Origin of the sequence: Vibrio sp. Of14-4 (assembly GCF_022347625.1) — a bacterium.
In the GTDB taxonomy this organism is placed as follows: Bacteria; Pseudomonadota; Gammaproteobacteria; order Enterobacterales; family Vibrionaceae; genus Vibrio; species Vibrio pristinus.
Map to the genome: position 1 here is coordinate 155572 of NZ_JAKRGI010000003.1, position 13008 is coordinate 168579.

Annotated in this window: 15 protein-coding genes; 7 read left to right on the forward strand and 8 right to left on the reverse strand. The window is 43.0% G+C overall.

Annotated elements, in window-relative coordinates:
- Nucleotides 1–9 precede the first annotated feature (9 nt).
- Genes MHN79_RS04525 through MHN79_RS04540 form a run of 4 tightly spaced genes read left to right on the forward strand, consistent with a single transcriptional unit; the run spans nucleotide 10 to nucleotide 3343 of the window.
- Nucleotides 10–1824 (forward strand): penicillin-binding protein activator, encoded by a 1815-nt coding sequence (locus tag MHN79_RS04525; protein ID WP_239171896.1) that lies wholly within the window; start codon nucleotides 10–12, stop codon nucleotides 1822–1824.
- Complete coding sequence (locus MHN79_RS04530; RefSeq protein WP_152431161.1) at nucleotides 1808–2176, forward strand: YraN family protein; 369 nt, start codon at nucleotides 1808–1810, stop codon at nucleotides 2174–2176. The genes MHN79_RS04525 and MHN79_RS04530 overlap by 17 nt, the downstream gene beginning before the upstream one ends.
- Nucleotides 2177–2179: 3 nt before the next feature.
- Nucleotides 2180–2770: a phosphoheptose isomerase gene (locus tag MHN79_RS04535; protein ID WP_152431162.1), complete on the forward strand. Its 591-nt coding sequence runs from the start codon at nucleotides 2180–2182 to the stop codon at nucleotides 2768–2770.
- Nucleotides 2771–2773: 3 nt separating this feature from the next.
- The gene (locus tag MHN79_RS04540) at nucleotides 2774–3343 is read left to right on the forward strand and encodes a BON domain-containing protein (RefSeq protein ID WP_239171897.1); all 570 of its coding nucleotides are present in this window, start codon (nucleotides 2774–2776) and stop codon (nucleotides 3341–3343) included.
- A gap of 28 nt (nucleotides 3344–3371) precedes the next feature.
- Here the strand turns inward: MHN79_RS04540 and sspB are convergent, their stop codons facing one another.
- The 8 genes from sspB to zapE all read right to left on the reverse strand — a co-directional run bounded on the left by sspB (nucleotide 3372) and on the right by zapE (nucleotide 9697).
- On the reverse strand, nucleotides 3372–3866 hold the full coding sequence (gene sspB, locus MHN79_RS04545; RefSeq protein WP_160929385.1) for a ClpXP protease specificity-enhancing factor: 495 nt from the start codon (nucleotides 3864–3866) through the stop codon (nucleotides 3372–3374).
- A gap of 13 nt (nucleotides 3867–3879) precedes the next feature.
- Entirely contained in the window at nucleotides 3880–4515 is a 636-nt protein-coding gene (gene sspA / locus MHN79_RS04550) for a stringent starvation protein SspA (protein ID WP_160929383.1), read from the reverse strand.
- A 96-nt stretch (nucleotides 4516–4611) separates the two neighbouring features.
- On the reverse strand, nucleotides 4612–5349 hold the full coding sequence (locus MHN79_RS04555; RefSeq protein ID WP_160929381.1) for a cytochrome c1: 738 nt from the start codon (nucleotides 5347–5349) through the stop codon (nucleotides 4612–4614).
- On the reverse strand, nucleotides 5346–6611 hold the full coding sequence (locus tag MHN79_RS04560) for a cytochrome bc complex cytochrome b subunit (RefSeq protein WP_160930181.1): 1266 nt from the start codon (nucleotides 6609–6611) through the stop codon (nucleotides 5346–5348). Before MHN79_RS04560 ends, MHN79_RS04555 begins: the two co-directional genes overlap by 4 nt.
- Complete coding sequence (petA, locus tag MHN79_RS04565; RefSeq protein ID WP_160929379.1) at nucleotides 6611–7204, reverse strand: ubiquinol-cytochrome c reductase iron-sulfur subunit; 594 nt, start codon at nucleotides 7202–7204, stop codon at nucleotides 6611–6613. Before petA ends, MHN79_RS04560 begins: the two co-directional genes overlap by 1 nt.
- Before the next feature lie 321 nt (nucleotides 7205–7525).
- A complete protein-coding gene (gene rpsI, locus MHN79_RS04570) occupies nucleotides 7526–7918 on the reverse strand; it encodes a 30S ribosomal protein S9 (protein WP_114785086.1) in 393 nt (130 codons plus the stop codon).
- Nucleotides 7919–7933: 15 nt separating this feature from the next.
- The gene (rplM, locus tag MHN79_RS04575; protein ID WP_114785084.1) at nucleotides 7934–8362 is read right to left on the reverse strand and encodes a 50S ribosomal protein L13; all 429 of its coding nucleotides are present in this window, start codon (nucleotides 8360–8362) and stop codon (nucleotides 7934–7936) included.
- A 231-nt stretch (nucleotides 8363–8593) separates the two neighbouring features.
- Nucleotides 8594–9697, reverse strand: coding sequence for a cell division protein ZapE (gene zapE, locus MHN79_RS04580; RefSeq protein ID WP_152431168.1), 1104 nt, complete (start codon nucleotides 9695–9697; stop codon nucleotides 8594–8596).
- A 151-nt stretch (nucleotides 9698–9848) separates the two neighbouring features.
- Here zapE and zapG point away from each other — a divergent pair, with 151 nt between their 5' ends.
- The 3 genes from zapG to degS all read left to right on the forward strand — a co-directional run bounded on the left by zapG (nucleotide 9849) and on the right by degS (nucleotide 12984).
- Nucleotides 9849–10307, forward strand: a complete 459-nt coding sequence (zapG, locus tag MHN79_RS04585) for a Z-ring associated protein ZapG (protein WP_239171898.1) — start codon at nucleotides 9849–9851, stop codon at nucleotides 10305–10307.
- Nucleotides 10308–10433: 126 nt separating this feature from the next.
- Nucleotides 10434–11801, forward strand: coding sequence for a DegQ family serine endoprotease (locus MHN79_RS04590; RefSeq protein ID WP_114785078.1), 1368 nt, complete (start codon nucleotides 10434–10436; stop codon nucleotides 11799–11801).
- A 115-nt stretch (nucleotides 11802–11916) separates the two neighbouring features.
- Entirely contained in the window at nucleotides 11917–12984 is a 1068-nt protein-coding gene (gene degS, locus MHN79_RS04595) for an outer membrane-stress sensor serine endopeptidase DegS (protein WP_160929373.1), read from the forward strand.
- Nucleotides 12985–13008 lie beyond the last annotated feature (24 nt).

A 13008-nucleotide genomic window follows, 5' to 3' on the forward strand; every position in this document is an offset into this window, starting at 1 on the left:
TAATAACTCATGGCTATGAATAACCACAAGAGACGCAGTGTAACACGCATATTGACTCCTGTAGCCCTTGCTGTCATTTTGACAGCTTGTTCTACAGCACCATCTAAGCAAACAAACGTTGATATCACCCTTTCTCCAAATCAATCAACGAGAACTTACCTTATGCGGGCTGATAGCAGTCAAGGCAATATCCAAAATGACTGGCTAATCATGGCACTGAAAGCTGCAATAAAATCCAATGATTACACTCAAAGTGATTTACTCATCCGCCGCTTAGCTAGACAGGATCTTTCTCACATGCAACAAGCAGAGTGGCAACTAGCACGTACAGAATTATTAATTAAACAAGCTCAGTATGATGAAGCCTTAAATAATTTAAACTTCGATGCTTCATGGAAGTTAGCAGACGTTCAATGGCAAGCCTATCATCAAGTAAAAGCCCAATTATTCAATAGGCAGACCAATTACTTTGAAGCCGCTAGGGAACTGGTCGCCTCGGCTAAATACGCACAACCTTCACTGCAAAAAGGTATCTCTCAAAGTATTTGGGACAATTTAAGTCAATATAACCAATATCAGATCACAGAGTTTACCGCTAACCGTGATGAAGAAGTTTTAGATGGTTGGTTGCAATTATCTATCTACACAAAAACCTTATCTGCTAATCTTTCCCAGTTGAAGAATACCCTTGAAAAGTGGCTCGAAGAAAACCCTAATCACCCTGCCGCGCTATATACACCGTCAGGAATTATCGATCTTCTCAACCTAGAAGTCACTAAGCCTGTAAACACTGCTTTACTGCTCCCACTATCAGGAAAGTTTTCTAAACAGGCACAACTGATCCGTGACGGCTTCATTCTGGAGATGATGAACGACACTCAGCGTGATGAAAACGCCAGTCTGACCATTATTGACACCAACAACACTACAGTTGAGCAGCTAGAACAAACCTTGGTAGAGAAACGTATCGACTTCGTGGTAGGGCCACTAATAAAAAGCAATATAGACAAGCTCACCCAAGCACAGTCTAGTTTCTCACAACCCTTACCGACACTCGCACTCAACATTCCCGATAACTTGGAAAGCGGGAATAATACTTGTTACCTTGCGCTTTCTCCTGAGCAAGAGGTTTCTCAGGCAGCAAAACATTTATATTCACAAGGCTACCGCTACCCATTGATCTTGGCACCTAAGGGAAGCCTAGGTGTGCGGGTTGTCGAAGCCTTTGAGCAAGAGTGGAAAAAGCACAGCAATAATCACGTTGCGGTTAATTTGTTCGGAGATAAGCGCCAACTTCAAAAAGACATCAACAAAGTATTTGGTTTGCAGGAAAGCCAGCAGCACATCGCACAAATGGAATCACTGCTGAACATCCCTCTCAAAACCCAGCCGCGTAGTAGACGTGATATAGATGCTGTCTATATTGTTGCTGGGAATGCTGAACTGACCTTAATCAAGCCTTTTATTGAAGTAGCAGTTAACCCGGACACTATTCCACCTAAGCTATTTTCGAATTCACGCAGTAACAGCGGACGTCAACAATATGAGGATTTGTCAGGAGTAATGTATAGCGATATACCATTGCTTGTTCAGCCTAATGAATCACTTGAAGCGCAAATGGAGCTACTTTGGCCCAAAGACTCAAATTCAGAAAAACGTTTACAAGCTCTTGGTATGGACGCTTATTTATTGATGGAGCAGCTTCCACAAATGAAAATAGTCGATGGCTATACATTGCAAGGAAATACAGGATTGCTAAGTCTCAGCTCAGACTGCGTCGTACAGCGAGAGATCAGCTGGGCTGAATATGGGCAAGTTGAATAAACGACAAAGTGGTGAACATTATGAAGCTTTGGCTGAGCGGTTTTTGATTGGTAAAGGACTAACTAGTATCGAAAAAAACTTCCATGTAAAGGGAGGTGAACTCGATCTAATCATGCAAGATGGCGCTAGTATAGTGTTTGTTGAAGTGCGCTATCGCTCAAGCCAGTATTTTGGCCATGCCGCAGAAACCGTGAACCAGAGTAAAGTGCTCAAACTCATCAAAGCAGCCAATGTATGGTTGATGAAACAGGGTAAATCAGTTCATACTACTGACTTTCGATTTGATCTTATCGCCATTCACCAACACGGCCAACAAATCGAATGGATAAAAAACGCAATAACTCAAGGATAATCAATGCTAGACAGCATTAAAGATAGCTTTACAGAAAGTATTCAGATTCAAATTGCAGCGGCAGAGGCATTACCTGATGCCATCACTCACGCTGCACAAGCAATGGTTGCTAGCTTACTCAACGGCAATAAAATATTATGCTGTGGCAATGGAGGATCTTCTTCCAATGCTCAACAGTTTGTATCATGCCTACTCAACCAATTTGAAACTGAGCGCCCTAGCTTGCCTGCCATGGCTTTAACAGCAGATAATACCACACTAACAGCCGTTGCTAACGACTACCACTACGAAGAAATTTTCTCAAAACAAGTCCGAGCATTTGGTCAGGCAGGTGATATTCTTCTAGCAATATCAACCAGTGGTAATAGCAAAAATATTATCAAGGCTATGGAAGCTGCCGTAACTCGCGATATGACTATCATTGCATTTACAGGTAAAGATGGCGGTGAAATGGCAGGTCTATTGGGTGATAATGATGTCGAAATTAGGATTCCATCTCACAGAACAGCCAGAATTCACGAAGTGCATATGGTGACACTTCACTGCTTGTGCGATCTTATCGATCAAGTTCTATTTCCGGCTCACGATGAATAACTCATGAAATACTTAAGCACATTACTTATAAGCTGCGCTCTATTCGGCACTACAGGTTGTGCTGGTCTTTTTGTCGCTGGTGCAGCAACTACGGCCAACATAGTCACAGATACGCGTACCACACAAGAAATTTGGGATGACAACAATATCGAATTTGAGGTTGCTGGCATAGCTAATAAGGCACCTTTTGTACATCAGGTGAGAATTTCAGCCAGCTCCTACGAAGGTACTGTTGTTTTAATAGGCCAAGCAAGTAACTCTGAACTTCTTGATAACTTCATTTCTAAAGCTCAAAAGATAAAAGGTGTAGAAAAAATCCACAATCAAGTTCGGATCAAAGCACCTCTATCTATTGGCCAAATTAGTCATGACAGCTGGATAACCACTAAAGTCAAATCCGCCTTACTCACCAATGAAAAGCTTAATGGCGTCAAAGTGAAAGTGATTACTGAAGATAAAGAAGTCTTTTTACTTGGCTATCTGACACCAGAACAAGCGGATGTTGCCGTCGATGTTGCACGAAACATCTCCGGCGTAAAGCAAGTAATCAAAGCATTTAAAACCAGCAACTAATAAAAAAGCAGCTCAAGCTGCTTTTTTATTACTTTACCACTCGAAGACTTGGACGCCCTTTAGGCCTAGGCGGCTCATCATCAGGCGTCGGATCATCATCAGTAACCTCTGTTGCCAATGAAAGGCCAGAACTTTCAGCATCATGTTCTTCTACAGAAGATAAATCATCATCAAGCCCCATCCGCTCTTCGTCGTAAGCATCTTCTGGTTCGAACATAGTCCCTGCGCCGTTTTCACGCGCATATATCGCCTGAACTGCATAAAGAGGTACAATTACGCTATGAGGGCGACCAGAAAAACGAGCATTAAAGGTGATGGCCTCATTACCTAACTCTAGATTACCTACCGCTCGAGGAGCAATATTCAAAATAATTTGTCCATCTTGAATAAACTCCTCTGGTACTCGGACTCCTGGCAAGGTAGCAGCAACCACCAGATGAGGGGTTAAGTCATTATCGACTAGCCAATCATAGAATGCTCTCAGCATATATGGCCGACGTGGCGTCATGTTTGCGATGTCCATTTTGCTCCCTAAGTTAGCGACTCAGGCGCATTTCGCGCTCAGCCTCTGTTAGAGATGCTAAGAATGAATCACGTTCAAATACACGATTCATATAAACTTTCAGTTCTTTTGAGCCAGGGCCGACAAGCTCAATACCTAACTGAGGCAAACGCCACAGTAGAGGAGCAAGATAGCAGTCAATCAAGCTAAATTCTTCACTCATAAAGTATTCAAACTCGGCAAAAACTGGACCCAGTGTTAGTAAATCGTTACGCAACTTATTGCGAGCACTTTCGGCTTCATCAGCATTACCATTGGCAATTTTTTCTGCCAAGGTGTACCAATTTTTTTCAATACGGTAAATCATCAAACGACTGTTTCCTCTCGCTACGGGGTAAACAGGCATCAAGGGTGGATGAGGGAATCGCTCATCTAAGTATTCCATAATGATTTTTGAGTCGTATAGCGCCAGCTCACGATCAACTAGAGTGGGTACTGATTTATAAGGGTTAAGTTCAATCAATTCAGCAGGAAGGTTTACTTCATCGACTAATTCAACTTCAACACTTACACCTTTTTCAGCCAGGACGATACGGACCTGATGGCTATACATATCAGATGCACTTGAAAATAGAGTCATCACAGAACGTTTATTGGCAGCTACAGCCATGGAGCCCTCCAGCACACATACAGATATAAAAATAATGGAGGCTATGCCTCCATTATCAACAATAAAATTTGGAATTAGCACCGCATATTAGCACAATTAATGGACATCGCGCCAATATTCTTTCTTAAGCAAGACAACAACTATGGTGAAAATAACTAAGAAAGCCATTACCCACCAACCTAAAGCATGGCGTTCTAATTTAACCGGATCGCCCGAGTATTCGAGGAAGTTAACTAAATCACGAACTGCATCATCGTATTCCTCTTGGTTCAGTTCCCCTTTGCCATTACTTTCGGTGCCAACAACCACTTTATGCTCTTGGCCATCGATAATCTTAGTCTCATAAATGGGGCTAGGAATGCCTTGAAGCTCTTCTAGTACATGAGGCATACCCACGCTAGGGAAAACGATGTTATTGACACCAAACGGCCTAGAAGGGTCCTCGTAGAACGAACGAAGGTATGTATACAACCAGTCTACCCCTCGTACACGAGCAACTAAAGTGAGATCAGGAGGCGTCGCACCAAACCATTTGGCAGCCGCCTTATCTGGTATAGCGTTTTCCATCAGGTCGCCAACTTTAGCATTAGGATCAAAAATCAAATTTTCTTTGAGTAATTCGACTGGAATACCTATATCTCTTGCGACACGCTCGTATCGTTGATACTGAGATGAGTGGCACCCAAAACAGTAGTTCATAAACAATTTGGCACCATTTTGTAACGAAGCTTGATCACTCAAGTCATTATTCGCTTCGTCCAAAGGCACGCTCGCTCCAGCTGCCATCGCCAGAGAGGGCAGCATTGCAAATAAAGTTACAATCCATTTTTTCATTTGAAGTTCACCCTTTCTGGTAGTGGCTTAGTCGCCTCATTCTTACTGTAGAAGTACAGCAGAACGAAGAACATAAAGTAAGCTACGCTAAAGATCTGCGCTAGCAGCGTGTATGTCGGTGTCGCTGGAAGCGCACCAAGCACACCCAAAGCAATGAAGCTGATCGTGAATTGGATGATATTGAACAAATGGAACTTACTGCGATAGCGATATGAACGTACTCGACAGCGGTCCAACCAAGGAAGAACAAATAGGACAGCTATCGATGCACCCATAGCGATAACCCCAAGTAGTTTATCTGGAACCGCACGCAAGATGGCATAAAAAGGTGTAAAGTACCAAACTGGCGCAATATGCTCCGGTGTTTTGAGAGGGTTAGCAGCTTCAAAGTTAGGTGGCTCTAAGAAGTAGCCCCCCATTTCAGGATTGAAGAACAACACATAACAGAACAGGAATAAGAATCCAGCGATTCCGATTAAGTCTTTCACTGTGCCATATGGATGGAAAGGTATGCTGTCTATAATGTCATACTTTTTCACATAATCATCATGGAATTTGAACTGGGTTTTATAGTCATCACCCATTGTGCCTTTTGGCAGCTTAGTTTCAATGCCATCAGGGTTATTTGAGCCAACCTCATGTAAAGCTAATACATGCAAGACGATAAGTAATAGCAAAACAATTGGCAGCGCAATCACATGTAGTGCGAAGAAACGGTTTAGCGTTGCACCCGAAATAACATAGTCACCACGAATCCAAAGCGTCAGATCGTCGCCAATCACAGGAATCGCGCCAAACAAAGAAATGATTACCTGAGCTCCCCAATACGACATCTGCCCCCAAGGTAATAGATATCCCATGAAGGCTTCAGCCATCAATACAAGGAAAATCAACATACCGAAAATCCACAGCAGCTCACGTGGTTTTTGATAGGAGCCATAGATCAAACCACGGAACATATGCAGGTATACAACCACAAAAAACGCTGAGGCACCCGTTGAATGCATATAGCGCAGCAGCCACCCATAATCAACATCACGCATAATGTATTCAATAGAGGCAAATGCACCATCACCCGACGGTTCATAGTTCATCGTCAGCCAAATACCTGTCAAAATCTGGTTGACTAGGACAATCATCGCCAATGAGCCGAACAAATACCAGAAATTGAAGTTCTTTGGCATCGGATATTCAGAAAGGTGCTTTTTATACGCATTCATCGCAGGTATGCGTTTTTCCACCCAATCAAGTAGAGATTGCATCATGCTTCTCCTTCTTCATCAACACCGATAATGATTCTGGTATCCGTGATATACATATGTTTGGGAACAACAAGATTCAAAGGGGCTGGTACGCCTTGGAAAACACGCCCCGCCATATCAAACTTAGAGCCGTGACATGGGCAAAAGAACCCTGACTTCACACCTTGGACTTGTTCGCTAAAAGTGTCCGGTAAATAAGTTGGCGAACAACCCAAGTGCGTGCATATTCCGACTGCAACAAAGAACTCTGGTTTTATAGAGCGATAAGCATTTTGTGCATAACCGGGCTGTTGCTCTTCACCTGACGATGGGTCACGAAGTTGACCATCAATATTCTTCAGCCCATCAACAACAGACTGCGCTCGGCGGACAACCCAAACCGGCTTACCACGCCACTCAACGCGAACCATTTGTCCTTCTTCAAGCTTACCGATTTCAACTTCGACAGGGGCACCCGCAGCTTTTGCTTTCTCACTTGGGCTCCAAGATTTAATAAAAGGAACGGCGACAGCAGCAGCTCCGAGACCCCCTACAACGGCAGTTGTAGCGGTCAAGAAACGTCTGCGACCGTTATTTAAAGGCGCATTGCTCATCCAAACATTCTCCCAGTTGCTCCTTTTGGATTATTATTATTCCTATTACAGAGCATGGCTAAAAAATACGAATCTAGTTGTATGTATTTGACGGCAAATGATAATTAAAACCCTACTTTTTGACAAGATAAAGGTACCTTTTTGCAACAAGCGTCAAGTAAATAGCCCGTTCGCTCACAAAAGAAAGATTAGCAGAAAATATGTTATTAAGACGGATATAAAGAGAGGTATTTACGGATAGAAAACAAAAAGCCTGACAAAAAGCCAGGCTTTGGGTACCAAGTTCCGATAAATATACCGGAAATAACCTTTGAAGAAAGATTAACGCTTGGAGAACTGTGGACGACGACGTGCTTTACGTAGACCAACTTTCTTACGCTCAACACAACGAGCATCACGAGTTACGTAACCCGCTGCACGTAGAGTTGGACGTAGAGACTCATCGTACTCCATTAGAGCGCGAGTGATACCGTGACGGATAGCACCTGCTTGACCAGAAATACCGCCACCTTTAACAGTAACATATAGATCTAGCTTTTCAGTAAGTTCAACTAGCTCTAGAGGTTGCTTAACAACCATACGAGAAGTTGGACGACCGAAGTACTCATCAAGACCACGCTTGTTGATTACGATGTTGCCGCTGCCTGGTTTGATGAAAACACGTGCAGCTGAGCTTTTGCGACGGCCAGTGCCGTAGTATTGATTCTCTGCCATTTTCGAAATCCCCGATTAGATGTCTAGTACTTGTGGTTGTTGAGCAACATGGTTGTGCTCAGCACCAGCGTAAACTTTCAGCTTACGGTACATAGCACGGCCTAGAGGACCACGTGGTAGCATACCTTTAACTGCTAGCTCAAGCGCCATCTCTGGCTTACGATCAATAAGCTTCTCAAAGCTGATTGACTTAAGACCGCCAGGGAACTCAGTATGGCGATGGTAAATCTTACCTTTCGCCTTGTTACCAGTTACAGTAACTTTCTCCGCATTCACAACGATGATGTAATCACCAGTGTCAACGTGTGGAGTATATTCAGCTTTATGTTTGCCACGTAGGCGAGATGCAATTTCACTTGCTAGACGACCAAGAGTTTTACCTTCAGCGTCTACAACGTACCAGTCGCGTTTTACAGTTTCTGGTTTAGCAACGAAAGTTTTCATGCTAATAATAACCCGTTAATTAAAATTTACACATAAGGAGCATTGCTCCCACTGACTAAGAGCCCAGTCATCACCCCTTCGAGTGGTTGGCACTCTCGACCCTAAATCCGTTAGGACTTGGTCTGCAGTAACGGTGGGTCGCAGGATTATAGAGAAGTCAGTTGAAAAAATCACCTCTTTTCAGCAAAAAAGTCGATTTTTTTTCTTGTCAGAGCAAATACCTTCACTGCTTTATGCTAAATGCTCTTTGGCCAGATAATCATGACTTTGCATTTCTATTAAACGTGACTGACAACGCTGAAATTCAAACTCCAGTTGTCCTTGGGTATATAAATCTTCCAAAGCCACTTCTGCGGAAATGATTAATTTAACATTACGCTCATAAAATTCATCCACTAACGCAATAAAACGGCGCGCGGCATCGTCAGTTAACCGCCCCATTTGCTTCACATCTGCAAGTAGGACTGTATTGTAGATTCTTGATAGCTCAATGTAATCATTCTGACTTCTCGCGGATTGACAAAGTTGCTCGAAGGTCGCATGAAGTACTCCCTCATAAGAGTTAACGATATTTATCTGCCGATGATTGATTTCTATGCATGTCTCTCCCTGTTTGCTCTCGCCGACCAATTGTTCGAAGTAGCGGCCAAGGTTAATACTCGCTTGTTCATCGAGAGGGAAATGATAAATTTCGGCTTGCTCCAACGTTCTAAGTCGATAGTCAATTCCACTATCAACATTGAGTATCTGACAGTTTGCTTGAATGAGTTCGATAGCAGGTAAAAAGCGAGCTCGTTGCAAACCATTTCGATAGAGGTCTTGAGGAGGAATATTCGAGGTTGCAACCAAGACTACACCACGTCGAAATAATGCCTGAAACAAAGTGCCAAGAATCATGGCATCGGTAATATCTGAAACAAAGAACTCATCAAAACAAATAATATCCGCTTCAGATTTAAATTTATCAGCAACAAGTTCTAACGGGTCATTCACCTCACCTAAAGAATTTAACTCATCATGAACGCGGTACATAAAGCGATGAAAATGTACACGCATCTTTTTTTCACAGGGTAAAGCTTCGAAAAATGTATCCATTAAATACGTTTTCCCGCGCCCTACACCTCCCCAAAAATATAGCCCTTTAGGTGCAACAGGCTGAGCTTGGGTTTTACTAAACCAACGTTTCCATCCAGTTTTCTTGACGACTGGATTGCTCACATACTCTATAAAATCATGATAAAGCTTATCTAGAGATTGAACCGCTTTGAGCTGCGCGTCATCTTGCTGAAAACCGTGTTGTTTAATGTCTCGGGTATAGGTATCTAATGGTGTCATTACTTTACTCAAATGCTTTTAAAGAAGACAAACTGCTATGCAGTGCACACGCATTTTTCTTTATCGTCTTGGCCTCTCATAGTAACATGTCACTAAGCATGTGTAACCGTTCGGTGAAAAACATGTTAAATAACAATGATAAGGAGCGAATATGCTTTGGATTTACGCCCTCGTAGGTTTGCTTATTGGTACGGTTTTAGGCATCATCATCTCGCGCATTACTACTCCGGGATACAAAAAGCAAAAAACCATCCAAAAAGATTTAGAAAGTGCAAAGTTCGAACTTGAACAGCAAAAGCAAGATCTCACAGACCACTTTGCTAAAACGGCAGATATGCTGGACTCTTTAGGTAAAGAATATACCAAACTATATCAACATATGGCTAAGACATCTTCTGAGCTGCTACCTAGCCTTCCTGAACAGGACAATCCGTTTAGCAAGAAAGTCGCTGAGCAGTCGGATGCTTCAATCAAAGCACCCACTGAAAAAACATCTTCAGTTATAAGTGAAGCGCCAAAGGATTATGCGTCTGGTTCAACGGGTTTACTCAAGGAAGAAAAAAAACAGCAACTCAGCGCCGATCAAGCTATAGCGGCTGAAGCATCATAAGTTCAAACAGCTCATAGTGAACTTTGTAAAGGTTTTTTAGTCATAATTCCCGTAAGTGTCGTTTGATTTCTTATTTTTTACACAAATATTAAGTCTCAGGCCTTAACTAAAACTAGGAGTTATCAGATGAAAAAACCTTTGCTTGCTTTATCCGTTCTATCCTTAAGCTTAAGTTCAATCATCACACCAATACAAGCAACAGCAGCCCTTCCCCTTGTCGTTTCTGGTCAACAGCTACCCAGCCTTGCCCCTATGCTGGAGGAAGTAACCCCTGCTGTTGTCAGCATTGCAGTTGAAGGCACTCAAGTTTCTAAGCAGCGAATTCCAGAGCAGTTTCGTTTCTTTTTTGGACCAGAATTCCCATCAGAACAGCTGCAAGAACGACCATTTAGAGGATTGGGTTCAGGGGTAATCATTGATGCAGATAAAGCTTATGTCGTCACCAATTATCATGTCATCAATGGAGCGGAAAAAATTCGAGTCAAACTTCATGACGGCCGAGAATATGGTGCTGAACTCGTTGGGGGCGATAAGATGTCCGATGTTGCGCTCCTAAAACTCGAAAAAGCGCAAAATTTAACGGAAATTAAGATTGCAGATTCCGACTCTTTACGGGTGGGTGATTTTGCTGTTGCTATAGGTAACCCTTTTGGTTTGGGACAGACTGTCACCTCGGGTATTGTTTCTGCTCTTGGACGCAGCGGACTTAATATCGAAAACTTCGAAAACTTTATTCAAACGGATGCTGCTATTAATAGCGGAAACTCAGGTGGAGCCTTGGTGAACTTGCAAGGTGAGCTGATTGGTATCAACACGGCTATTTTGGGCCCTAGTGGTGGTAACGTTGGTATTGGTTTTGCGATCCCCTCTAATATGATGACCAATCTGACTGATCAAATTCTAGAATTTGGCGAAGTTAAACGAGGCATGTTGGGTGTTCAAGGAGGAGAAATTACATCTGAGCTCGCGGATGCTTTAGGCTATGAGTCTAGCAAGGGAGCTTTTGTTAGTCAGGTTGTGCCAGACAGCGCTGCCGATAAAGCCGGGTTAAAAGCTGGCGATGTAATTGTGTCTGTAAACGGCAAAAACATTAACTCATTCAGCGAATTACGAGCTAAAGTAGCGACTTTAGGTGCTGGTAAAAAAGTCTCACTTGGTATCATTCGTGACGGAAAGAAAGAAAACTATGACGTTACATTGGGTGAGCAGCAAAACATGAAGGCATCAGCAGATAAACTCCATGAAGGATTATCTGGCGCAGAGTTAACCAACACAACCTCAAGTGATTCCGTTCAAGGCGTTAAAGTGGCTTCTGTAGAAAAAGGCTCACAAGCGGCAACTTACCAGCTTCAAAAAGGCGACATTATCATCGGGGTTAACCGTAAACGCGTTAAAAACTTAGCCGAGTTTAGAAAATTACTTGATAAAAAGCCAAGTGTACTAGCTCTCAATATTCAGCGAGGAGAACGTACAATTTACCTCGTCGTACGCTAGAGACATCCATTCTTTGTGTCAAAGGATGGTAGTATCTTCTACCATCCTTTTATTATTTTCTCATCTAATGCTATTCTTTCGCCACTTGTCTCAATTTTAAGGTGGTTGCGAGGCTATGCTGCAATTTTTGTTGCGTTCAATTGGGTTAGGCTTGGCAACGGCATTATTATTGCTGTTGGCAATACCTTCCCTCAGGACCAATATTCTTTCTGACGATTTTGCGGGTGGAAACAATATTACATCAGCACAAGAGATTTCCTTCAACAGTGCCGTTCGCAAAGCAGCTCCGGCAGTCGTCAATATCTATAGTAGGAAGTATGCTGAGGGTAACCGCTCAAAGCTGCAGACCCAAAGCCTTGGTTCTGGGGTGATCGTCAGCCATAAGGGATACATAATTACTAACTATCATGTAGTGGCACAAGCCGATCAAGTGGTTGTTGCACTGCAAGACGGTCGAGTCGCTTTCGCCCAACTAGTTGGCACCGACAAACGAACAGACATCGCTATCCTACGTGTAGAAGGTAACAACTTACCGGTTATTCCATTAAACCCAGAATATTCTCCGACTGTAGGAGATGTGGTATTAGCGATTGGTAATCCCTACAATTTAGGTCAAACCACAACCTTTGGTATCATTTCCGCGACTGGACGCTCATCAATCAGTACTGGAGGACGCCAGGCATTTATCCAAACTGATGCGGCAATCAATGACGGCAACTCTGGAGGAGCTTTGGTAAATACTCGTGGAGAGTTAGTCGGTATCAATACTGCTTCTTTCCAACAGGCTACCGAACTTGAAACATATGGTATTTCTTTTGCTATCCCCTATGCATTGGCCAACAAAATCATGCAAAAGATCATTGCTGATGGCCGAGTAATTCGTGGCTACATTGGAATTGATGGACAAGACATTACGTCTGTGACTTCTCGCCTTTTAGGCAACGAGCATATGGGAGGTATTGTGGTACTTGGTGTCGATCCTAACGGCCCAGGGGAAGAAGCTGGATTTGAACCACAAGACATTATTCTTAAAATTGACGGCAACAAAATTAATGGTCGGCAAAGTGTCATGGACATAGTAACTGAGCTCCGCCCTGGGACCGTTGTTGATGTGCTCATCCTAAGAAAAGGTGAGGAACGGACAATAAAAGTAACCATTGCCGAAGACACGAGAGAGATCTAATCTACCAAAAACCCCCCATGTTTC